At 55.6% G+C, this 21,183-nt stretch carries 18 protein-coding genes and 1 pseudogene; 11 read left to right on the top strand and 8 right to left on the bottom strand.

Features of this window, described 5'->3' with window-relative positions:
* The first annotated feature begins 25 nt into the window (after window positions 1-25).
* Window positions 26-376 (top strand): malonyl-CoA decarboxylase domain-containing protein, encoded by a 351-nt coding sequence (locus ACQY4M_RS04760; protein WP_428541470.1) that lies wholly within the window; start codon window positions 26-28, stop codon window positions 374-376.
* Window positions 377-524: 148 nt separating this feature from the next.
* On the opposite strand, the gene ACQY4M_RS04755 is transcribed toward ACQY4M_RS04760, so the two are convergent.
* Window positions 525-1,657 (bottom strand): IS3 family transposase gene (locus ACQY4M_RS04755; protein ID WP_428539245.1). Its coding sequence is split into 2 segments (ribosomal slippage): window positions 525-1,405 and window positions 1,405-1,657, totalling 1,134 coding nucleotides; the frame shifts between segments, so codons are not numbered across the junction.
* A gap of 39 nt (window positions 1,658-1,696) precedes the next feature.
* Between ACQY4M_RS04755 and ACQY4M_RS04750 the strand changes: the two genes are divergently transcribed.
* The 3 genes from ACQY4M_RS04750 (at window position 1,697) to ACQY4M_RS04740 (ending at window position 4,065) form a co-directional block, all read left to right on the top strand.
* On the top strand, window positions 1,697-2,383 hold the full coding sequence (locus ACQY4M_RS04750) for an amidase (RefSeq protein ID WP_428542080.1): 687 nt from the start codon (window positions 1,697-1,699) through the stop codon (window positions 2,381-2,383).
* A 75-nt stretch (window positions 2,384-2,458) separates the two neighbouring features.
* Window positions 2,459-3,502 carry an IS5 family transposase gene (locus ACQY4M_RS04745; protein WP_428539227.1) on the top strand — a complete coding sequence of 348 codons (1,044 nt, stop codon included), beginning with the start codon at window positions 2,459-2,461 and terminating at the stop codon, window positions 3,500-3,502.
* A gap of 65 nt (window positions 3,503-3,567) precedes the next feature.
* Window positions 3,568-4,065 carry a DUF2147 domain-containing protein gene (locus ACQY4M_RS04740; protein ID WP_428541467.1) on the top strand — a complete coding sequence of 166 codons (498 nt, stop codon included), beginning with the start codon at window positions 3,568-3,570 and terminating at the stop codon, window positions 4,063-4,065.
* Window positions 4,066-4,148: 83 nt separating this feature from the next.
* On the opposite strand, the gene ACQY4M_RS04735 is transcribed toward ACQY4M_RS04740, so the two are convergent.
* Window positions 4,149-5,375: an IS256 family transposase gene (locus ACQY4M_RS04735; protein ID WP_428539582.1), complete on the bottom strand. Its 1,227-nt coding sequence runs from the start codon at window positions 5,373-5,375 to the stop codon at window positions 4,149-4,151.
* 230 nt (window positions 5,376-5,605) lie between these two features.
* Here ACQY4M_RS04735 and ACQY4M_RS04730 point away from each other — a divergent pair, with 230 nt between their 5' ends.
* The 7 genes and pseudogenes from ACQY4M_RS04730 to arsB all read left to right on the top strand — a co-directional run bounded on the left by ACQY4M_RS04730 (window position 5,606) and on the right by arsB (window position 14,209).
* Window positions 5,606-6,457 carry a PhnD/SsuA/transferrin family substrate-binding protein gene (locus ACQY4M_RS04730; RefSeq protein ID WP_428541464.1) on the top strand — a complete coding sequence of 284 codons (852 nt, stop codon included), beginning with the start codon at window positions 5,606-5,608 and terminating at the stop codon, window positions 6,455-6,457.
* Window positions 6,457-7,887, top strand: a complete 1,431-nt coding sequence (locus tag ACQY4M_RS04725; protein WP_428541461.1) for a sensor histidine kinase — start codon at window positions 6,457-6,459, stop codon at window positions 7,885-7,887. Before ACQY4M_RS04730 ends, ACQY4M_RS04725 begins: the two co-directional genes overlap by 1 nt.
* Window positions 7,881-9,122, top strand: a complete 1,242-nt coding sequence (locus ACQY4M_RS04720) for a sigma-54-dependent transcriptional regulator (protein WP_428541458.1) — start codon at window positions 7,881-7,883, stop codon at window positions 9,120-9,122. The genes ACQY4M_RS04725 and ACQY4M_RS04720 overlap by 7 nt, the downstream gene beginning before the upstream one ends.
* 142 nt (window positions 9,123-9,264) lie before the next feature.
* Entirely contained in the window at window positions 9,265-9,783 is a 519-nt protein-coding gene (locus ACQY4M_RS04715; protein ID WP_428541455.1) for an arsenate reductase (azurin) small subunit, read from the top strand.
* A gap of 15 nt (window positions 9,784-9,798) precedes the next feature.
* Window positions 9,799-12,252, top strand: coding sequence for an arsenate reductase (azurin) large subunit (locus tag ACQY4M_RS04710; protein ID WP_428541452.1), 2,454 nt, complete (start codon window positions 9,799-9,801; stop codon window positions 12,250-12,252).
* Window positions 12,253-12,340: 88 nt separating this feature from the next.
* A complete protein-coding gene (locus ACQY4M_RS04705) occupies window positions 12,341-13,204 on the top strand; it encodes a helix-turn-helix domain-containing protein (protein WP_428541449.1) in 864 nt (287 codons plus the stop codon).
* Window positions 13,191-14,209: pseudogene (arsB, locus tag ACQY4M_RS04700) on the top strand (ACR3 family arsenite efflux transporter). Before ACQY4M_RS04705 ends, arsB begins: the two are co-directional and overlap by 14 nt.
* Here the strand turns inward: arsB and ACQY4M_RS04695 are convergent.
* The 6 genes from ACQY4M_RS04695 to ACQY4M_RS04670 all read right to left on the bottom strand — a co-directional run bounded on the left by ACQY4M_RS04695 (window position 14,199) and on the right by ACQY4M_RS04670 (window position 21,164).
* On the bottom strand, window positions 14,199-15,128 hold the full coding sequence (locus tag ACQY4M_RS04695; protein ID WP_428541446.1) for a sulfurtransferase: 930 nt from the start codon (window positions 15,126-15,128) through the stop codon (window positions 14,199-14,201). The pseudogene arsB and the gene ACQY4M_RS04695 sit on opposite strands and share 11 nt — an antisense overlap.
* A gap of 283 nt (window positions 15,129-15,411) precedes the next feature.
* Window positions 15,412-15,873 (bottom strand): hypothetical protein, encoded by a 462-nt coding sequence (locus ACQY4M_RS04690; protein ID WP_428541443.1) that lies wholly within the window; start codon window positions 15,871-15,873, stop codon window positions 15,412-15,414.
* Window positions 15,874-15,940: 67 nt separating this feature from the next.
* A complete protein-coding gene (locus ACQY4M_RS04685) occupies window positions 15,941-16,471 on the bottom strand; it encodes a Crp/Fnr family transcriptional regulator (protein WP_428541440.1) in 531 nt (176 codons plus the stop codon).
* A 510-nt stretch (window positions 16,472-16,981) separates the two neighbouring features.
* A complete protein-coding gene (locus ACQY4M_RS04680; protein WP_428539221.1) occupies window positions 16,982-18,025 on the bottom strand; it encodes an IS5 family transposase in 1,044 nt (347 codons plus the stop codon).
* Window positions 18,026-18,636: 611 nt separating this feature from the next.
* On the bottom strand, window positions 18,637-19,887 hold the full coding sequence (locus tag ACQY4M_RS04675) for an IS256 family transposase (protein ID WP_428539230.1): 1,251 nt from the start codon (window positions 19,885-19,887) through the stop codon (window positions 18,637-18,639).
* Between the two features lie 71 nt (window positions 19,888-19,958).
* The gene (locus ACQY4M_RS04670; RefSeq protein ID WP_428541437.1) at window positions 19,959-21,164 is read right to left on the bottom strand and encodes an NAD(P)/FAD-dependent oxidoreductase; all 1,206 of its coding nucleotides are present in this window, start codon (window positions 21,162-21,164) and stop codon (window positions 19,959-19,961) included.
* Window positions 21,165-21,183 lie beyond the last annotated feature (19 nt).

Genomic DNA, 21,183 nt, shown 5'->3' with positions numbered 1-21,183 from the left:
AACTGGCTGCTGACTGGTCAAAAAAGTGGGACCACCTCTATTTCCAGTCCTGATAGCCCTCTGTGCCCATTACTTAATCAATGCAAAAATAGACGGCAAACCGGTTGATCCAGTCGCAAGGTTTCACCTGCGCAATGGTGCCGAGCTTCATCGAATTAACTGGCATGGAGATCTGTCAGAGAACGGGTTTGACCAATCCTTCGGAATGCTCGTAAATTATGTCTATAATGTTGATACAATAGAAAAAAACCATGAAGATTTTGTACACCATGGTCGAATTTCCACATCTGGCGACATAAGAAAGCTGGCAGCAGCGCTCCCTAAACTTATTGATGCGGCCAGCAGGGAAAATGCGGTCACGGAAGGAGAAATATGAAAATGACAACTCTTTATGGTGATGTTATCTTGTGCAGCCTTTATGGGGTTCGTAGCATTTATTTGAAAGTAACCTCATGACTGAATTAAGAGGTGGTCCCACTTTTTTGACCAGTCAGCAGCCAGTTTAAGATGGATCAGGGTTTCATTTAGGCTGCCAAACTCATTGGTTTTGTTTTTCTGTCATAGGCTTCATCCGGGGTCAATATTCCGTGGGTGGAATGCGGGCGCTCGGTGTTGTAGTAAGCCAACCATTTCCCGATCCCGGCGCGGGTCTGCGAACCCGTTTCAAATGCGTTGAGGTAAATGCATTCGTATTTCAAGGATCGCCAAAGCCGCTCGATCATCCGGTTATCGACCCAGCGACCTTTGCCATCCATCGAGATTTTCACGTCGGCTTCTTTCAGCGCCTGCGTCCATTCAAACCCGGTGAACTGGCTGCCCTGGTCGCTGTTCATGATATCGGGCTTGCCGTATTTGGCCATAGCCTCTTTCAGGGCTTCAACGCAAAAATCTGCCTCCATGCTGTTTGACAATCTCCAGCTCAAAACCTTGCGGCTGTGCCAGTCCATGATCGCGACCAAATAGAGGAACCCGCGCTGCATCGGAATGTAGGTGATATCTACGCACCACACATGGTTTGGACGATCAATCGTCAGGTCTCGCAGCAGATACGGGTAGATCTTATGCTGCGGATGTTTCTTGCTCGTGTTGGGCGTCTGGTAGATCGGAACCAACCGCATCAGCCGCATCAAACGGCGGACCCTGTGGCGACCACACTTGTAACCTTGGCGCTGCATGTGCCGGGCCATTTGCCGTGATCCATACCACGGCGTCTGCAAGAATTGCTTGTCGATTATTGTCATGAACCGCAAATTTTCAGCACTTTCGCCTTTTGGCTGGTAATACAGGTTCGAGCGCGCCAGAGAAAGTAGCCCGCATTGTCGTCGCACACTCAGATCATGCTCACGGCTCACCATTTTTTGCCTCGCTTCCCGAGCAACTGTTGCGAGGCGTTGGCTAAAAAATCCCGTTCCACGACCAGCTGACCAATCTTGGAGTGCAGCTTCTCAATCTGGGCTTCATCAACCCGATCAGGATCACGGCCCCGTCTGGAAAATGCCGTGGCCATGTTTTCAATCGCTGCTCGTTTCCATGTGCCAATCTGGGTTGGATGCACACCATACTTCTTCGACAGCTCCGCCATCGTCATTTCCTCGCGGATTGCTTCAAGCGCAACGCGGGCTTTGAATTCGGGAGAATGGTTCTTTCGTTTCGTCATTTTGAATCGTCTTTCTCATAAGTCGATCCACCTTAACAACTGGTCCGAATTTCCGCGACCACCTCTTTAACCCAATGGCGCGCAACCGATATCGTCAAGGCTCTGAAGACCGGGCAGATTTCGCCGCATGACCTTCTTGATGCGCTGGAAACGCGGATTGGCAAAGTTGACACATGGGTAAATGCTTTGCCTATTCTGTGTTTTCAGCACGCCCGGCAGGAAGCAGACCGCATCCTGAAACGACCAGTGGAAGAGCGCGGGACTTTGTGCGGCTTGCCTGTTCCGATCAAGGATCTGGATGACGTCAAGGGGGTTCGAACGTCATTTGGTTCGGCGCCGTTTGCGGATTATGTGGCACCCGAGAATTGCTATATGGTCGACCAACTGGAAAATGAAGGCGCCATAGTCTATGCCAAATCCAACACGCCGGAATTCGGGGCTGGCGGAAATACCTTTAACGATGTGCATGGTGTAACACGCAACCCCCGTAATCTGGATATGTCGGCGGCTGGATCGTCAGGTGGAGCGGCAGCGGCGCTGGCCTCTGGTACCGCGTGGCTGGCACAGGGGTCCGATAATGCCGGATCATTGCGTAGCCCGGCCAGTTTTTGCGGCGTTGTCGGCTTTCGCCCAACGCCTGGTGTTGTGGTTCGCGGGCCTTCTGCCAATCCTTATCAAACCTTACTTTCGAACGGACCAATGGCGCGGAATGTAGGGAACCTCTAAAAATCCCCCAAAATCCGGCCTGACGGGGTAGAATCGTCATCAGGATGAAAATGATTCGACCGACGGGGTTTTGTCATGGGTCAGATGGGATTTTTTGATCTTTCCAGCCGATACGCGGGACTGGACAAATCTGGTGATCCGCTGGTGTTGCTCAACGACATGGTGCCGTTCGAGGATTACCGGGACGAGCTGAAGGCCATATGGCGCACGCCGCCCGAACAGCGCAAATCCAACGCTGGCCGCCCGCCTTGGGATGAGGTGCTGATATTCAAGACGATGGTTTTGCAGCAGCTCTACAACCTCTCTGACGATCAGATCGAGTATCAGATCCGCGACCGCCTGTCGTTCATGCGGTTTCTCGGCCTTGGCATTGAAGACAGCGTACCTGACGCCAAGACCATCTGGGCCTACCGTGAAAGGCTGGCCGGGGCCGGGAAGATGAAGGAGCTGTTTGACAAGTTCGATGCCTTTCTGCGCGAAAAGGGCTATCTGGCGATGGGCGGGCAGATTGTTGATGCGAGCATCGTTCCGGCGCCGCGCCAGCACAACAAAAGGGACGAGAACGAGAAAATCAAGGCGGGCGAAACGCCTGAAGAGTGGGAGGAAAAACCCCACAAGAAGCGCCAGAAGGACGTGGATGCGCGCTGGACGAAGAAGCACGGCAAGAGCTATTACGGCTACAAGAACCACATCAATGTCGACCGGCGGCACAAATTCATCCGCGCTTATGATGTCACCGATGCCGCCGTGCATGACAGCCAGGCGCTTGCCGGTCTGATTGATGCGAGCAACACCTCATCGGACCTGTGGGCCGACAGCGCCTATCGCTCGCAAAAGATCGAAAGCGAGCTGGAAGAGCGGGGGCTTCACAGCCATATCCATCACAAGGGCAGGCGCGGCAAGCCGCTTGGCGAGCGCCAGCAAAAGGCCAACCGGAGGCGCTCGAAAGTGCGGGTCCGGGTCGAGCATGTATTCGCTTTTCAGGAGCGCTCCATGGGCGGCAAGCTGATCCGCTCCATCGGCCTGAAGCGGGCGCGATTTCGCATCGGGATGATGAACCTGGTCTACAACATGAAGCGCTTCGTCCAGTTCGAATGCGGCCTGGCGGCGCCGGGATAAGGGTTCATGGGGTGAGGTGTGCCTGAAATACCCAAAACCGGCTTGAAACCGGTGAAAATGGGTTTATGATCCGAAGCAATCAGGCGGGACAGGCGAAAAACCGTCCACCCCGCCGCGAAGAAGGCGAAAACGGGAATTTACAGAGGTTCCCTTTATTTAGTAAAGTGAGGCCTGCAATGAAAAAGATTAGTGTTATCGCGGCTTTGGCTGTTGTTATTCCATCATTGGCAATGGCTGATCCAATTTTCGGTCTATGGAAAACTGTAACCGAAAACAATGAATACGCGTATATCAAGATGGCTCCTTGTGGCGCGGATATTTGCGGGACGATTGCTAATACCTTTGCGGATGGAAAAGAAGTCAAATCCGATCTATTGGGTAAAAAGGTTGTCTGGGAATTGAAGCCTGCCGATGGTGGAAAATATGGTGGCGGTCGGATATGGCGGCGCTCAAACGGCAAGACCTATAATTTGAAAATGACATTGTCTGGCAACAGCCTGTCTATTCAAGGTTGTTTCCTTGGTGTTTGCCAAAGTGGTGGAACATGGAAGCGGGTGAACTAATTCACAATGTGCCTCACGGTTGTGTCTCGAAAGTGGTGGAAATTGATTTCAGGCACCTCCGAGCGGGTTGAGTTATGCGCCGGTCAGGCGGCTTGGTCAAGGGTTGCGTCGGCGACGGGCTGAGCGAGCGTTTCCCAGCCATCGACCTTTCGCATGACGATCTGCCCCGAGGCCATCAGAGCCCAAAGCAGCATCGGCACGGTCTCGGCGCATGGCAGCACGGTCTGGGTCTTGATGCGGCGGCGGAATTCCTCGTTCAGGCGTTCGATCGCATTTGTCGTTCTGGCCGATTTCCACTGGCCTTGTGGCAGACGCGTGAAGGTGAAAAGCTTATCTCCTGCTTCTTCCAAGCTGTCAGCGACGGCCTTGCATTTCAGCCGCCATTTTCGCAGAAATGCCTTGCGGCGGGTGGCGATTTCCTCGGGTGTTTTGGCGTAGATCATGTCGCGGTAATCTTCTGTCAACTCATCATGCATACGCTTGGGTGCCTTGGCCAGAAGGTTGCGGTGCTTGTGCACCGTGCACCTCTGGATCGGCAGATCTTCACCCCAGAGGGCAATGAGAGCGACCTCAAGTCCCGGTGCCCCGTCCACGATGACAAATTCGGGCCGTTTCAACCCGCGCGCATCCAGATCGTTGATGAACTGACGCCAGGCGGAGGTGCTTTCGCCGCCCATGTTCATCAGTGATAACAAGACCTTCTGCCCATCCCGGCGCACGCCAATCGCGGCCAGAACCGAGATATTGGTGGCCTTCCTGTCAATCCGCGTTTTGATCACGGTGCCGTCCAGGATCAGCCGCACGATGTCTTCATCCGCAAGGCTGCGGGCGCACCACGCCTGCCAGTCCACCTTCACCTTGCGCCAGGCGCGGCTCACCACATCCTTGCTGACCGCCCCCTGAAACAGGCCGAACAGGGCGCGTTTTACCCGCCGTGTGTTGGTGCCCGAAAGGTAGACAGCAGCGATCAGCGCCTCGGCCTTCTTCGTCAGCCGCTGGTAGCGGGGCAATGCCTTCGAGCGCCATTCTCTGGCCTTGCCGGCCTCGCCTGTGATCCGCGCACGCGGCACGCGCACCGTTTCGGTTCCAAATGTTCCGACCAGTTGCCGCTCGCGATGCCCGTGGCGGTATCCGGCCTTTGCCCCGCCGCTGCGGCCATACCGGCAACGGCCCAGAAACTGCTCCAGCTCCTCTTCGAAAACCGCCTCGATCGTCGCGCGGATGTTCTGGCGCAGCCGGTCTTCAATCGGGTCATAGCCTGCTTCATTGGCCAGTAGCGCGGATGTCGATGTTGCTGTATTCTTTGTCATGGCGTGATCTCCTTGGCGGTTCCAGCCGCCGGTTGGGTGGCTTCGATGCACCCGGAGATTACGCCGTCCTCGAATTTCCACCAAACTCGCGACACTACCGGGTTGCAAAGCAAAATTCAACAGTGTTGAATAACGGTCTACATTGGGAAAACTGATCTGTGTGTCTTAAAACAGGGCACAAAACGCAACATTCTTATTAATTCTTGAACTTGATATGATGGGAGCCTTGGATGATATCACGTCGATCGATGCTGGTAGGCGCAGCTGCCATTACCGGGTTTTCGGCCAAAAGCGTACAAGCTATGGATGTCTTTCGACTGGGGCTAACCCCGGTATTTCTGGATAACGACGCCGAGGTTGTGGACCGGCTGCGCGGGGCATTTGCAGAAGCGCTCGGACTGCCGGTCGAACTGGAGCAACGGCGCACATACGAGGAAGTAACGGGGCTGTTGCTGGAGGGGTCTGTCGATGCGGCCTGGTTGTGTGGTTATCCCTATCTGCAACACCGCAAAAGCCTGGAGCTGATGGCGGTTCCGGTTTGGAATGGTAGGCCACTGTATCAGTCGTATCTGATTGCTGGGTCAGACAATACAGCAACAACATTAGCCGATCTGCGCGGTGGCACCCATGCATTTTCCGACCCTGATTCAAATTCCGGCTATCTGGTTACCGCATCCGATCTGGCGCGGATGCAGGAACGCCCCGACAGTTTTTTCAAGCGCACGATTTTCACCTTTGGGCACCGCAATGTGGTGCGGGCGGTGGGGGATGGGTTGGTCCAATCGGGCAGTGTGGACGGCTATGTCTGGGAGGCCCTGACCAAAACCGAACCCGATCTGACAAAGCGCACGAAGGTCATATCAAAATCCGAATGGCTGGGATTTCCGCCGTTCTGCACCCGCGCGGATCGGGCAGGAGAGCCGGCAATCCGAGCGATGCGGCTGGCGTTGCTGGACATGGGTAAGACGGCGCAGGGCATGGCGGCTCTTGATCTGCTACAGCTTGACAGGATGGCAGCGGCGCAACCGTCACTATATGACGGCATTGCAAAACGGATGCGCGAACTGGAAAAATCACTCTGATGCGGGGGATCCGTCCGCTTCCTCTTTCGCTGCGGGTGCCGTTGCTGACAGTTGCGCTGATGGTTCTGGTCGGCATTATTGCCTCGCAACAGGTTCTAACCACCCTGCGCAACGTGCAGAACGAACGCATCCGCGAACTCGCACAATTGCAGATCGAAGCGCTTTCGGTTGCCCTTGGTCCTCTGGTGCTGCGCAAAAACGTGTGGGAAGTTTACGATACCCTGGACCGGGCAGCCGGGGAAACCCATGTTCAGCGGCTGGTGTTTACTGCGGTGGCGGATGAGAACGGTAATATTCTGGCGGCAACCGATCCCCGACGCGCGCCGCTGGATAGTCCGATCAGGGCGCTGGCGCGGGATGCGCAGAATCTGGATACCCTTTCGATCCCTGATCAGGGAACGGATATCCGCCTGCTGACGGACCTGACCTATCAGGACCGCAAGGTCGGGCAGATCCTGATCGAACTGGATGTGTCCGACCTGTTGGCCGAGCGCAGCAAAGCCGCGCGTCTGCTGTTGATCGGCAATGCGGTGGCCACCGGTTTTCTGGCGTTGCTTGGCTACTTCGGGATGCGCCGGATGCTGCGGCCTATCACGTTGCTGGTCAGTCATATGCGCAATTCCGGCGAACGGCCCGAGCCGATCCCGCAAACCGATATGCCCCGGGGTGATACCGAAATGACGCGGCTGTTTCACAGTTATAACGGAATGGTCGGTTCAATCGAGGCCAAGGCCGAGGCCGATAAACGGCTTGCCAACCGCGAACGTTTTGTCAGCCTTGGCCGTTTGTCGGCATCATTGGCGCACGAGATCAACAACCCGCTGGGCGGGTTGCTAAACGCGGCGGACACCATCAAAACCTATGCCGAGCGCCCCGAGGTGGTGCGTGAATCCGCCGAATTGCTGACCCGTGGTCTTGGTCATTTGCGCGATGTGGCACGGGCCACGCTAGATCAGAACCGTCTGGACCGTTCGGGCGCTGTTCTGGTGGCCGAGGATTTCGATGATTTGCGCCTGCTGATCCGCCCCGAAATTTCACGCAATTCGCAGGATCTGGACTGGCGCATCGAAGCGGATCAGAAAGCCCTGTCGCAGCTGGCGGCTGCGCCGGTGCGCCAGATCGTGCTGAACCTGTTGCTGAACGCCACCGAGGCCGCGGGGCAGGGCGGCAAGATCGGGCTGCATGTCTATACGGGGGGGCGGTCTTTGTGTGTCGAGGTATCGGACACAGGACAGGGCCTGTCCAAAGCGGCCTGCGCGCGCCTGTTGGGCACTGGCCCCGCATTATCCGAAGGGGGCGTCGGACTACGGCTGGTGCATGATATGACCAGAGAATTGCAGGGTTTTGTCAGGCTGAACCGCACGGACGGCATAACGATTATATCGATCGAACTTCCCTTGAACCTCGATCAAGGAGGTCAAGCATGTTGAGGGGCGCACATATTGTTCTGGTCGAGGATGACGAGATCATGGGCGCTTCGCTGTTGCAGCGGATGCAACTGGAAGGGGCCGAAGTGGTCTGGCACAAACAGGCGCAAAGGGCCCTGGGGGCGATCCGCACCCCGCGCGGCCCCATTGACGCGGTGATCTGCGATATCCGCCTGCCCGACGGCACCGGAGAAGAACTGTATAACACCCTTTGCCAGACATCTATGCCTCCGCCGTTTTTGTTCATCACCGGGCATGGCGGCATTGATCAGGCGGTGCGGCTGATCAAGGCGGGCGCGGCGGATTATGTGACGAAGCCTTTTGAAATTGCGGTGTTTCTGGAACGGCTGGAGATGCTTCTGTCGCAACGCCCCAAGGGCGGTATGCCACCTTTACTGGGGATTTCCCCAGCTGCCAAACGGGTGGATGAACTGGCGCTGAAGGCGGCGAAAACCGATCGTCCCGTGTTGGTCGTCGGCGGGCCGGGCACGGGCAAGGAACTGGTCGCACGCCGGATTCATCGGGCCTCGGACCAGCGCGCCGCGCCCTTTGTCACCGTCAATCTGGCGCGGGAAGCCGATCCGAAAAACGCTTTGTTCGGCAGTGGTGGCGCGTGGCAGCAGGTGGGCGATGGCGTACTTTTCCTGAATGCGCTTAGCCGATTACCTGAAGCGGCACATCTTATTTTGCTGGACGCGATGGAGGGCGGGTTTGGCGGACGCATTATTGCCTCTTGCGGGCAGGAAATGGCCGAGATCATCGCCAGCAACGATGCGCGGGCTGATTTCTTTTATCGTCTAAACATGATGGAAATACCGATCCCGCCATTGGGCCACCGCACCGAAGATGCAATCTGGCTGATGCAGCAATTATATCCCGAGATGAATGCGGCCCGAAACCATCCCCTGAGCGGGATCAGCAGCCTGTGCATTGAATCCGTGCGCGCTCATGACTGGCCGGGGGGCGGGCGTGAATTACGCGCGCGGTTACAACGCGGGGTCGAGAACGCCAGCGGTGATCTGTTGCAACCGCTGGATATCTTTCCCGAAACCCTGATCCAGTCGGGCAGGGGGCAGACCTTGGCCGAGGCCCGCGATGCTGCCGAAAAGGCGCGCATCATTGATGCGCTGGCCCAGACAGAAGGCAAAATAAGCAAGGCGGCGGAGATGTTGAAGGTGTCGCGCACCACTTTGTGGGACAAGATGCAAAAACTGGGGATCGAAGGGAAATCCCGTTAGTAGGTGTTCGGAATTCTGAACATCCAGAATAATCACACAAATATCAACAATATAGACATGATTATCCTTTAATAATTCCGCCCGCTTTTGGGTGCTCTGTTGCTAAACTTGATCCATATCAAGAAAACAGGGAGAAAATTTCATGAGATGTAAAAAGATGGTTGATGTTGGTCGTCGCCAGTTTCTGAGGGGTGGCGCACTTGCTGCTGCAGGAGCTGCGGCAGCAACTGTTACAACGACACCGGCACAGGCTGCACCGGCCAATGCACAGGTGGATTATCCGTCAGGCAAACTGGCCAATGTGGCTGATCTGGCGGTGAACGAACCGATGGACATCGAATATCCAGACGCCGACAGCCCCGGTGTTCTGATCAAGCTGGGGCAGACCGTAGATGGGGGCGTTGGCCCCGATGGTGATATCGTCGCCTATTCGGTTCTGTGCCCGCACAAGGGTTATTACATGTCTTATAATTCCGAGGACCGCACGATGAACTGCCCCGGCCATTTCTCGCGTTTCGATGTCGAGGCTGGCGGGCAGCAGGTCTGGGGACATGCCACACAAAACCTGCCGCAATTTACCCTGCGAGTGGATGACAATGGCGATATTTTTGCCGAAGGCGCAAGCGACCTGATCTTTGGTCGTCCGTCAAACGTGCTGTAAGGGAGGAGAACTCACATGGCTTATAAAAGACAAATCGACCGCCTTCCGATTCCGCCAAAGGATGCGAAGGTTCACAATGTCACTTGTCACTATTGTATCGTCGGATGCGGCTACAAGGCATATACTTGGGATCGCAACAAACAGGGCACTCTGAAAGACAATGCTTTCGGCATTGATCTGGGCGAGCAGCAGGGCGCCGATGGCACCTGGATTGCGCCTTCGATGTACAACATGGTCAAGCAAGACGGCAAAGATGTGCATCTTGCGGTGGTGCCGGATCAGGAATGTGTGGTCAATTCGGGTCTGGTTTCGATCCGTGGTGGTCGCATGGCCGAAAACCGCCCGTCGAAAGTGACTGGCACCCAGCAACAGCGGCTGTCGGACCCGATGGTCTGGCGCAATGGCACATGGCAGCCGACAAGCTGGGATGACGCGCTGGATCTGGTGGCCCGTGTCACCGCGCGTATCGTCACCGAAGGGTCGGAAGATGACCTGCTGTTGTCGATGTTCGACCACGGCGGTTCTGCCGGCGGTTATGAAAACACATGGGGCACCGGCAAGCTGTATTTTGACAGCATGAAGGTCAAGAATGCGCGCATTCACAATCGTCCGGCCTATAACTCCGAGGTGCATTCAACCCGCGATATGGGTGTGGATGAATTGCAATACCAATATGCCGATTACGAGGTCACCGACACGATTATGATTGTCGGGGCCAATCCATTGGAAACGCAAACCAATCTGTTTCTGAACCACATGCGCAAGGGGCTGGAAAACGGTGCCAAATTCATCATGGTTGACCCGCGCCGCACAGTGACGGTAAACGCCGCCGAAGAAGTGGCAGGTGCCGAAAATGTGCTGCATCTGGCGATTGATCCGAGCAGCGATATGGTACTGTTCAACGCATTGTTCACCCATATCGTTGATCAGGGTTGGACCGATAGCGACTTTATCGCCAACTCGACCTTCCAGAATGGCGAGGCTGTGGCCGAAGATGCGGCGCACCCATCAGGGCTTGGTAGCCTTGAGTATGCCCTTGAAACCTGCCGCACCTCGACATCCGAAGCTGCCGAAATCTGCAAGGTGGACGAAGCCGACATCATCAAAGCTGCCGAATGGCTGGCCAAGCCCAAGGACGGTGCGCGGCGCAAAGCTGTAATTGCCTACGAAAAAGGGGTCATCTGGGGCAACGATAATTACCGCACTGTTGGGTCGATTGTGAACATCGCACTGGCAACAGGTAATATCGGGCGCGAAGGCGGCGGGTGTTGTCGTTTGGGTGGTCACCAAGAGGGCTACTATCGCCCTTCTGATGCCCATGTCGGGCGCCCCGGCACCTATGTTGACCAACTGTTGATCTCGGGTGGTGGCAAGGTTCAACATGTCTGGGCTTGTGACCATTACAAGACCACACTTAACGCCTCGCAATACAAACGGGTGCATCGCAAGAGGGCCGAAATGGTCAAGGACGCAATGGATGCGTCCGCGGCGGGAACGCGCGACCAGCAGGTCGATGCCATTGTGGCCGCGGTCAACGCGGGCGGATTGTTCGTAGTGGATGTGGATATTCACCACTCCCAAATCGGCCAGAACGCACATGTGATCTTGCCGGCTTGTGAAAGCAACGAGATGAACCTCACCTCGATGAACGGGGAACGCCGCCTGCGGCTGTCTGAAAAATACATGGATCGCTACGGCAACTCGCTGCCTGACTGCCTGATCGCCGCCAAACTGGCGCAGAACATGGAACGCGTGCTGCGCGAAATGGGCGATGACGCCTATGCCGATCAGTTCAAGGGCTATGACTGGGAAACCGAGGAAGATGCCTTTATGGACGGATATCACCAGGGCAATCCGGATGTGACCTATGAGCGTTTGCGCGCGATGGGGAACAACGGGGTGCAGGAACCGGTTCAGGGCTATGAAGGTGGAAAACTTGTCGGCACCGAACGGCTGTATATGGATGGGAAATTCACCCGCCATGGCCGTGATGACGGCAAGGCGTTGTTTATTGCAGCAAGCTGGCGTGGCCTTCAGGCACCGGGCAAAGAGCAGGAGCGGGCCAACCACAAGTTCTGGATCAACAACGTTCGCGCCAATATCTTCTGGCAAAACCAGTTCCTGGATAAAGACAACGACTTTATTCAGGATCGATTCCCTTATCCGTTTATCGAAATGAACGCCGACGATATGGCCGAAATGGGCCTGAACGCCGGTGATCTGATCGAGATTCACAACGAAAACGGAACGACCCAGGGCATGGCCTATCCTACCGACACCGCCGCGCGCGGGCAGGTGGCGATGGTGTTCGGTTCGCCCACGGGATCGCAAGGCAATGTGGTGAACCCGGGTGTGAATGAACTGGTCCTGCCGGATTACAAGCACACATGGGGCAATATCCGCAAACTGGCCGACGCGACGCCGCAGGCTAAGGCTGTTTCCTTCAAGTCCAAGGAATACACCAGCTAAGGGACCTAATCATATCAACCAGACGGGCGGCCATTGTGCCGCCCGTTTTTATGTTTGCAGGAAACCATAATTCATATATTCATGAAATATGGAAAAATTAATTCTTGAACGCCTGACCACCCTTGGCCATCCCCAGCGCATGGCGCTTTTCCGGCTGTTGATGCGCCGCTACCCGCAAGCCGTGCCAGCAGGAGAGCTGGCACAAGCGTTAGGGCTGAAGGCCAGCACCCTGTCGGTTTATCTGTCGGCATTGGCCGGGGTCGATCTGATTGCCAAATCCCGCCACGGCACATCGCTGCATTACAAGGTGCAGCAGAAAGCGGCGCGTGAAATTATTGATTACCTGTTTCTTGATTGCTGTCGGGGTCGCCCGCAGCTTTGTCCGACCATTGCCCCAATCCCTTCCAAAGGAAATCAGCCCATGAGCGATAGGAAACTGAACGTCATCTTCATCTGCACAGGAAATTCCGCCCGTTCGATCATGGCCGAGGCCATCATGCGTGATCTGGACAAAGCGCGGTTCAACAGCTTTTCTGCCGGTACCCGCCCGACGGGCACACCACATCCGCTGGCATTGGCAACACTAGAGCGCAATGGGCATGACATTGCCAATCTGCGCTCGAAAAATCTGGATGAATTCCAGAAAGTTGGCGCACCACAGATGGATTTTATCTTTACGGTCTGCGATTCCGCCGCCAACGAAGAATGTGCGATCTGGCCGGGCCGCCCGACCAGCGGTCATTGGGGTATCCCTGATCCGGCAGCGGCCACGGGAAACGATGCCGAGAAGTCACGTGCCTTTGCCCGCGCTTACAAACAGATGCGCGCCCGTATTGAAGCCTTTGCCGCCTTACCCGACATCACACCGGGCACCCCGGAACTGCAAAACAACATTGATGAAATCGGCAATATGCCGGTTCAGGGCCAAGGGATAGATCATGGGACTTTTTGAACGATACCTCACCGTCTGGGTTGCTGCGGCTATAGTGCTGGGCGTGTTCCTTGGGGCAAATTTACCCGGGCTTTTTGCCAGCATTGCCGCGCTGGAATATGCCAGCGTCAATCTGGTTGTGGCGGTGTTCATCTGGGTGATGATTTACCCCATGATGGTGGGCGTTGATTTTGCCAGTATCAAGGATGTCGGCAAGCAGCCCAAGGGGTTGGTGATCACGCTGGTGGTGAACTGGCTGATCAAACCCTTTACCATGGCAGCCCTGGCTGGCTGTTCTTCATGGTGATTTTCAAGGGCCTTGTGCCACCCGAATCCGCCCGCGAATATATTGCTGGTATGATCCTACTGGGGGTCGCGCCCTGCACGGCAATGGTATTTGTCTGGAGCCAGCTGGTTAAGGGGGATGCAAACTACACGCTTGTGCAAGTCTCGATCAATGATCTGATCATGGTCTTTGCCTTTGCCCCGATCACCGCTTTCCTGCTGGGGCTAAGCGATATTGTGGTGCCCTGGAATACTCTGATCCTGTCGGTTGTTCTTTATGTGCTGGTGCCGCTTGTGGCCGGTTATATCACCCGCCGCCGGCTGGAAGCGACCCATGCAGACCATGCAATCGAGCAATTCACCGCGCGGCTAAAACCGTTTTCGGTGGTTGGTTTGTTGGCAATGGTGGTGCTGTTGTTCGGCTTTCAGGCCCAAACCATTCTAAACGCCCCCTTGGTCATTGCCCTGATTGCCGTGCCGCTGATGATCCAGAGCTACGGCATTTTCGCCATCGCTTTTGGCTGGGGATATGCGTGGAAAGTGCCCTTCAACATCGCCGCCCCCGCAGCCCTGATTGGCACCTCGAACTTTTTTGAACTGGCCGTCGCCGTCGCGATCAGCTTGTTTGGCCTGAATTCCGGCGCAGCGCTGGCAACGGTCGTGGGCGTGTTGGTCGAGGTGCCTGTGATGCTATCACTGGTAGCTTTTGCCAACGCCAAAAGGGGACGTTTTACAGCTTGAACGCATCATCAAAAGGCTCGCTTCCCAGCACCACAGGCAGGGAAAACTTGTTTCCCCAATGGCCCCAACCACCGTTATAAAGCCGCACATCCGTGTAGCCCAAAGCGGTCATTTGCAGATAAGCGAGACTCATCCGGAAGCCGTCATGGCAGTAAACATAGATGGTTTTGTCCTTTGGCACGTCGGCATACATTTGGGCGATTTCGGGCAGCGGCAGCCATTGCTGTTCGCCATCCTTGGTAATGCCCTCAAGGCTGACAATGCTGATGGCCCCGGGGATGTGGCCTGCGCGCACCGCATGGGTCAGCATTTCACCAGTATACCCCTTGTAAGGGCGTGCGTCGATCAGCACGAATTGCGGATCACGGCGCGCCACCACATTGTCATAGACATCGGTCCACTCGACAAACAGGTCGGTGTTGCGTTCGGTCAGTGTCACATTGCCCGGCTCGGGGAAAACCTCGTCCTGCTCCAGATCGTTGAAGGCCTGCCAGGCGACCGTGCCGCCATTCAGGATTTTTACATGATCCATGTTGAACCCATAGAGCCTGAGCAAAAAATGAAGCCGCGAGGCCAGCGCCGTTGCGCTGTCGTCATACAACACCAACATGCTATCATCATTCACACCCCAACTGCGCAAGGTGGCCTGAAAAGTCTCGCGGGTCGGAAATTTCATTAAGGTGCCCTGACCGAAATTATCCCCCAGATCCATGAACCGTGCCACCTGCACGGCACCGGGAATATGACCTATTGTCATATAGCGATGTGGGTAATAGCGCACTTCGAGCACGGTCAGATTTTCGTCGTCGATATGTTCTTCCAGCCATTCAGAGGAGACCAGAAAATCAGGGGTTTCCTGCGCCAGTGCAGAAGTGGAAAAGGCAAACAAGATAATCAGGGTTTTCAGAAGAGTTCGCATAGGGTTTCCTTATCGTAAATGGTATTTTCAGCCGGGCAGGCGGGAAAACAGGCCGGGTTTGGCGGGGAGGGGGCAGGGCCAAAGGCAAGCTGTCGGGTTTGATCCGGCAGAAGATATAACTTCGCGCTGCCGGCGATACAAAGCCTTGAAGTGAGCCGGAAAAGAAAACCGTCCGGAGGAAGGTTTTCCCTGTGAGCAACCACTATTCCTGCGACACCCGTGCCTTGCCAGCACAAAAATCAGTCAAACCAGTGGTGCAGGATTAATAGGACCTGACCCTAAGTTACGGATTTAGCTTATAGGTTACATGGCAGGCCGTGCAGGCCAGCATCAGGTCGCTGACTGCGCCTGCCACTTTGGCCGGATCACCTGTTTCGCGTGCCGCTGTGGCAACGTCGTCAAAGGCCAGATGCATCGCTTTGCCCATGCCTTTCATACCCATGGGCAACTCGGCCATCATATCGGGGTCCATCTTGGCAAAATGTGCCTTGCCGCGTTCGGTGGCCAGCGCTTCGACTGTGGCCATATCGCCATCGGCGTTTGCCTGCAAAATTTCCTGCACCTGAACAAACAGCCCTTCGCGCATGTCATGCAGCAGATGAATACGCCAGTGATCGGAAACAGTGGTCAGCAGTTCACGATCATCCATATTGGCATCTGTACTGTCTTGTGCCCAAACAACACCTGCAATTGTGCCCATCGCGACAACTACTGTCGCCCGTAAAACGGATTTGGTTACTTTCATTGTTATAACTCCCTGTTTTTTGTCAGGAAAGCCTAAGAGTAAACGGGCAACAAAAATATGATCGAGATTAGGATATACGGCGAAAACTGCGTTTGTCGCGGATGATTTCATTTGCTGTTTCCAGTTCGCGCAACACCCGGTATAGGGTTTCCGGCTCAAGCGCCAGTTCCACAGCCAGTTCAGTCAAGGGGGCTGGCCAGTGGAATATCCCGTCCGGACCGGATTCGCAGGCCAGAAGATGCAGGACCCGGTCACGGGCCGAACGCAGGCGCACCCGTTCATAGCGGCTGCATTGACGTCGGGCATTGGCAGCATTGGCCAGAAAGAGCGCTTTGGTAAACTCTGAATCTGACAGGGCCTGATCCAGATCCTCATTAGCTAAAAACAACAGTTCCGAAGGTTTAACCGCCATAGCATCGCAAGTATAACGCGGCGCGGCTATGGCGGATTCGGCAAAAAGCTCGCCTGCTTTGGCGCGGACCATCACGGCCTCGTCGCTAGCCGACGTATGGCGTAATGCCTTTACCTCGCCAGAGATAACATAATAAATCCCCGTCACCCGTTGCCCCTCGCGAAACAGTGCCTCTCCTTTGGTCAAGGAAACGCGCCGTGCTGCTAAAGCAAGGGCAGGGGTGAAATATGGCGGGATGTCTGTGTTATTTAGCACCAGCAACCTTTATATTTTTGTCATCAGGTATAAGCCGGTCAGGCCTGCAATTGTCAAGTTCGCCCCGACAAAAAGGGGTACCCAATGTCTGATAATGGCACCAAGATTTGCGGCTTGGCTCATATGTGCAGCCCCAGACTGACCAGTTCGAATATCCCAGCAAACGTCATTGTTAAGCGTTGTGCCCTCATAGTTTAATCCTTTTGACATTGGTGGGTTCGTCACATCTTTCCACATTTTATGTTCATGTGTAAGATTATATTGCGAGATTCCAGATCATCTAAACGGCAAGTAACAGCAAGAATGCAATCGGTTCTTTGAAATGTGATGTATTTAGAAAGACCTCTGCATGAGGCCATGGCTTTCGGTTGAAGCAAGATTTCGGCCGCCCACCTTGCGCCCCTGCGGGTCCGGCGGACAGACGGGTGGCGGGGTTTGGGGCTATGCGATTGCGGGGGTTTGCGGGTTGAGGGTGATCCTGTTTGCGGCCTTGAGCAGGTTTTGCGCGATGGCGGCCATGACCATCTGGGCATGCACCCTGGCGCGCCCGAAATATCTCGCCCGCTGCAGGCCGAAGAGGCGTTTCATCGTGCCGAAAGTCTGCTCGATGCGGAAGCGGCGTTTCGAAATCAGCCGGTTGAAGCGTTTCTCCGATTGCCGCAGGGGGCGGCCGCGCGCTGCCTTGCGCAGGATGCCGTCGCGGTATTTGCCGCGCAGCATCTGGCGGTTGGCCTTGCTCGCATAGGCCTTGTCGGCCAGCACCCGCTGCGCCTTTGCGCCCGCGATCATGGTGGCGAATTCGGGGCTTTCGGCGGCATTGGCGGGCGTGGTGTGCACCTTGTCGATAAAGCCCTCTTCGTCGCAGCGGGCAAAGCCCTTGTAGCCGAGCGTGCTCTTGCGGCCCTTCTTGACCCAGCGGGCATCAGGGTCGGCGCTGAAATGCAGCTGTGCCCCGTCGGGTGAGACCTCGGGCGGATCATCCGGCGTCCCTTCCCTTGCCCCGTCCTCTGCCCGGTCCTGCGGGGCGTCGATATGGGTGCGCGGGCGCGCCGCCGCCGCGATCAGGGTCGCATCAATGATCGCCGCCTCAGCCTCTTTCAGCTTCAGCCCATGCGCCTCGATCTGGCGGCAGACCTCGGCCAGCAGCTCATCGTAAACGCCACCCCGGACCAGCGCATTGCGGAACCGGCAGTGGGTCGTCTCATCCGGCACCGACGCGTGCAGATCGAGCCCGCAGAACAGCATGAAATCCAGCCGCACCTTCAAGGCCCGCTCCAGCTTCGGGTCGCTCAGCCCGTGCCACTGGCCAACCAGAAGACACTTGAACAGAACCAGCGGATCATAGCCCTGAGGCCCGATCCCCGAGCGCCCCAGACCGCGCCGCAGGATCGGCAAAAACGAGTTCCAATCCATCAGCGCGTCGATCTTCGACAGAACGTCATCCGCGCCGATCCGTGCCGCCGCTTCGTGCAGGAAAAGGTCCATCTATTCACCCCAGAGATTTCCCGGCTAGCTTACCAAAACGGCCAACCCGGGGGAATCCCGATGTTATGCAGAGGTCTTTTAGATTGATGCGCATTATTCGTCCCTGAAGGCACCCAAGCTCTGACACCCGACGGTACCCGTGGCGAGCATAACCCTGCACGAAGGTAATCTGGTCGTGGCCTGCAAATGAGGTAAGGCCTCGTTTAGTACAGGGTTGTGATCGCTTCGAGCGTCATTTCCTCATCATCGCCAGATTTGCATTGTCGATCTGATAGGGGGGGATCATTCCTCGAAATTCCGGCCAAACGAGTCTCAATAATATTGAGTCTCAGTTTTAAAGGTATTTACATCGCTTTGCGGCAACAGCAATAATACGCATAATCAGTATTATGTTAATATTATGGAAGGTCGAGTATTACAATATACCTATATTACCAAAGACTTATAAGCAAATCATTTAAACGATGGCCTTTTCAGAAAATGGAAAATTATTCAAAATACGCCCTACGCCCTACGCCCAGATCCGATAAATCTATTGTTTGATACGCCCCATGCAGAACAAGTTCGGCAATACCGCGCCGAGCTATGCCCAAAAGTTGGTGACGCAGTAATCAGGCGGCATGTTTTTCCTGCTTGATCCCGTCCTTAAATTCAACCCCTTCGATGATTTCCGGCAATCGGAATGCGCCGTCGAGTTTACGCCATTTCTTCTTTGCCGACATCATCAGGCGGAAGGTCATTGCCAAGGCGGTCTTGCGCCCGAGGCAGCCTTTGGTCTTCTTCGTTCGGTGCCGCACGGTGGCAAATATGCTTTCGATGGGGTTGGATGTGCGGATGTGTTTCCAGTGCTCGGCAGGGAAGTCGTAGAAGGTCAGCAGCACGTCCCGGTCCTTGGTCAGCTTCCCCACGGCACGCTCGTATTTCACGCCATAGGCTTCGATGAAGAAATTGAACGCGGCCTCGGCGTCCCGTTTGTTCTCGGCCATCCAGATGTCCTGTAGATGGCCCTTGGCTTTGGCTTGCAGCGACTTCGGCATGGCATTCAGGACGTTGCCGGTTTTATGCACCCAGCAGCGCTGCTCCCGGGTCTCACCGAACACCTCCCGCAAGGCGTTCCAGAAGCCGAGCGCGCCATCACCAACGGCCAGATCAGGGGCTTTTCTGAGGCCACGACGTTGCAAGTCCAGCAGCAGTTCACGCCAGCTCTGGCTGCTTTCTCGATACCCGTCCACGAGGCCCAGAACATCCTTGTTACCCCACTCGTCCGCGCCGATGATCACCAGCATGCATTGCTTGTCAGCATCCGTGCGCGGCTTGAAATAAACCCCGTCGGCCCAGAAATACACATAGCGTTTGGCCGACAGGTCACGCCGGTTCCAACGCTCGTATTCTGCCCACCACTCCGCCTTCAGGCGCGAAATCGTGCTCGATGTCAAACCACCCGCATCAGGCCCCAGAAGGGCCGCCAGTGCTTCGCCGAAATCACCCGTGGAAATACCTTTGAGATAGAGCCAGGGCAACAACTCCTCGACCGACTTTGCCCGGCGCAGATACGGCGGCAGAAGCGTCGAGGTGAACCTGATCTTCTCCGCCCCCGTGCCACGATCACGCACCCGAGGCACATTCACCGGGACAGGGCCGATCCCCGTCATCACCTCGCGCTCCGGCAGGTATCCGTGGCGAACAAGGCGCTGGCGACCGGCCGAATCCCTCAAATGCGCGTGTTGCGCCATCAGATCACAAACCTCGGCCTCGACCGCCTGTGCCAACAGATCCCGCGCGCCTTTGCGCAAGATATCCGTCAGCGGATCAGGTGAAATTCCGGCTGGATCGGTAAACTCCAAAATAGTATCGTCTTCCATGTGGCATATCCTTTTCTCTCTGAGAATCGCGGCGCGTCAACACCGCCATGATATGCCACCCAATCACCCCATCACCAACTTTCGGGCATTACTCTACCGCGCCCGACAGCTGGTGCTTGTTGCAGCCCGTGTCTGCTGAACCCGTTCATCAGGAACAGGTTGTGCCAATTTGGATGCCGGCCAATGATCGCATTCTGATCCAGCGTATTATAGGCGTAATGCCCAGCCCATGCCGACAGAACCTTGACCGCATCAAACCCTGGCGCACGCTCGTAGAGTTTGGGCCACAGGCTGTCTTCAAACAAATGCAAATCAGGCTCGAAATCGTCTTTTTCAGCTATGTGATCATCTTTTGGCACAATTGCGCAAATCCAGTGATTGTGTTCAGGGCGCAGATAAAAGCCACTGTGGCACACCATCAACGGAGCGTCTGGGTGGATTGCATTTGGCGCGTCAATCATAAATACTGTGCGTTTACGGGGCTCTACGGGTATTTCCTCATCTAACATAACCAATATGTCGTTGGCAGATGTTCCCGCTGCATTGATGATATATGCAGCAGATATCGTACCGGTGCTTTCCAATTGAACGCTGGATATCCGGCCGCTGGCTCCCTCTATCGATATGACACGATCACGCAGGAACTTTACCCCTTGTTGCTGTGCCGCCTTGCGAAACCCGCCCAGCAGACTCATGTTGTCGAACCACCCCTCGTCCTTTGCGCCAAAGCTGGCCAGATGAATGTCGTCCACATTCAACCAGTCAAAGCGTGTTTTTAACGCATCCGGTGTCAGCAATTCAGTTTGCGCGCCTTTTTCACGCTGCATAGCGCAGGCCTGCCGCAGCACTGTTTCGCTTTCCGCGCTGCCGGATAAAAACAGATACCCATTTTCCTGAAACCCGAGCGAATCGACACCCCCGCCCTGCCCCAGCCAGTTTTGCACGTTTTTGATAAATTCGATCCCGAAGCGCGATATTTCAACGTTGACTGCGGTGGTGAATTGTTGTCGCACAGAGGCCACCGAAAGCGCAGTAGAGCTTTTGGCATAGCTTGGATCAGGTTCGATCACCAGAATATCCAGATCCGGATTCATGCGCGAAAGCCAGTAGGCTGCGGAACTGCCCATAATCGCCCCGCCTATGATGACAACATCACATGTTTTAATGCCGTTCATTTTGCACCTGTTTCGTTCTGGCAAACCAGTAACAGAAATTACTAAAAAAGACCTCTGCATGAGGCCATGGCTTTCGGTTGAAGCAAGATTTCGGCCGCCCACCTTGCGCCCCTGCGGGTCC

The sequence above is a fragment of the Profundibacter sp. genome (genome assembly GCF_965277155.1).
GTDB lineage: Bacteria > Pseudomonadota > Alphaproteobacteria > Rhodobacterales > Rhodobacteraceae > Profundibacter.
This window is presented reverse-complemented; position numbering and strand designations above follow the sequence as displayed.

Excerpts from the sequence above, each read along its gene's own strand:
- ACQY4M_RS04745 (WP_428539227.1), top strand. The coding sequence starts at position 2,459 with ATGGGTCAGATGGGATTTTTTGATCTTTCCAGCCGATACGCGGGACTG.
- ACQY4M_RS04740 (WP_428541467.1), top strand. The coding sequence starts at position 3,568 with ATGATCCGAAGCAATCAGGCGGGACAGGCGAAAAACCGTCCACCCCGC.
- ACQY4M_RS04735 (WP_428539582.1), bottom strand. The coding sequence starts at position 5,375 with ATGACAAAGAATACAGCAACATCGACATCCGCGCTACTGGCCAATGAA.
- ACQY4M_RS04730 (WP_428541464.1), top strand. The coding sequence starts at position 5,606 with ATGATATCACGTCGATCGATGCTGGTAGGCGCAGCTGCCATTACCGGG.
- ACQY4M_RS04725 (WP_428541461.1), top strand. The coding sequence starts at position 6,457 with ATGCGGGGGATCCGTCCGCTTCCTCTTTCGCTGCGGGTGCCGTTGCTG.
- ACQY4M_RS04720 (WP_428541458.1), top strand. The coding sequence starts at position 7,881 with ATGTTGAGGGGCGCACATATTGTTCTGGTCGAGGATGACGAGATCATG.
- ACQY4M_RS04715 (WP_428541455.1), top strand. The coding sequence starts at position 9,265 with ATGAGATGTAAAAAGATGGTTGATGTTGGTCGTCGCCAGTTTCTGAGG.
- ACQY4M_RS04710 (WP_428541452.1), top strand. The coding sequence starts at position 9,799 with ATGGCTTATAAAAGACAAATCGACCGCCTTCCGATTCCGCCAAAGGAT.
- ACQY4M_RS04705 (WP_428541449.1), top strand. The coding sequence starts at position 12,341 with ATGGAAAAATTAATTCTTGAACGCCTGACCACCCTTGGCCATCCCCAG.
- ACQY4M_RS04695 (WP_428541446.1), bottom strand. The coding sequence starts at position 15,128 with ATGCGAACTCTTCTGAAAACCCTGATTATCTTGTTTGCCTTTTCCACT.
- ACQY4M_RS04690 (WP_428541443.1), bottom strand. The coding sequence starts at position 15,873 with ATGAAAGTAACCAAATCCGTTTTACGGGCGACAGTAGTTGTCGCGATG.
- ACQY4M_RS04680 (WP_428539221.1), bottom strand. The coding sequence starts at position 18,025 with ATGGACCTTTTCCTGCACGAAGCGGCGGCACGGATCGGCGCGGATGAC.
- ACQY4M_RS04675 (WP_428539230.1), bottom strand. The coding sequence starts at position 19,887 with ATGGAAGACGATACTATTTTGGAGTTTACCGATCCAGCCGGAATTTCA.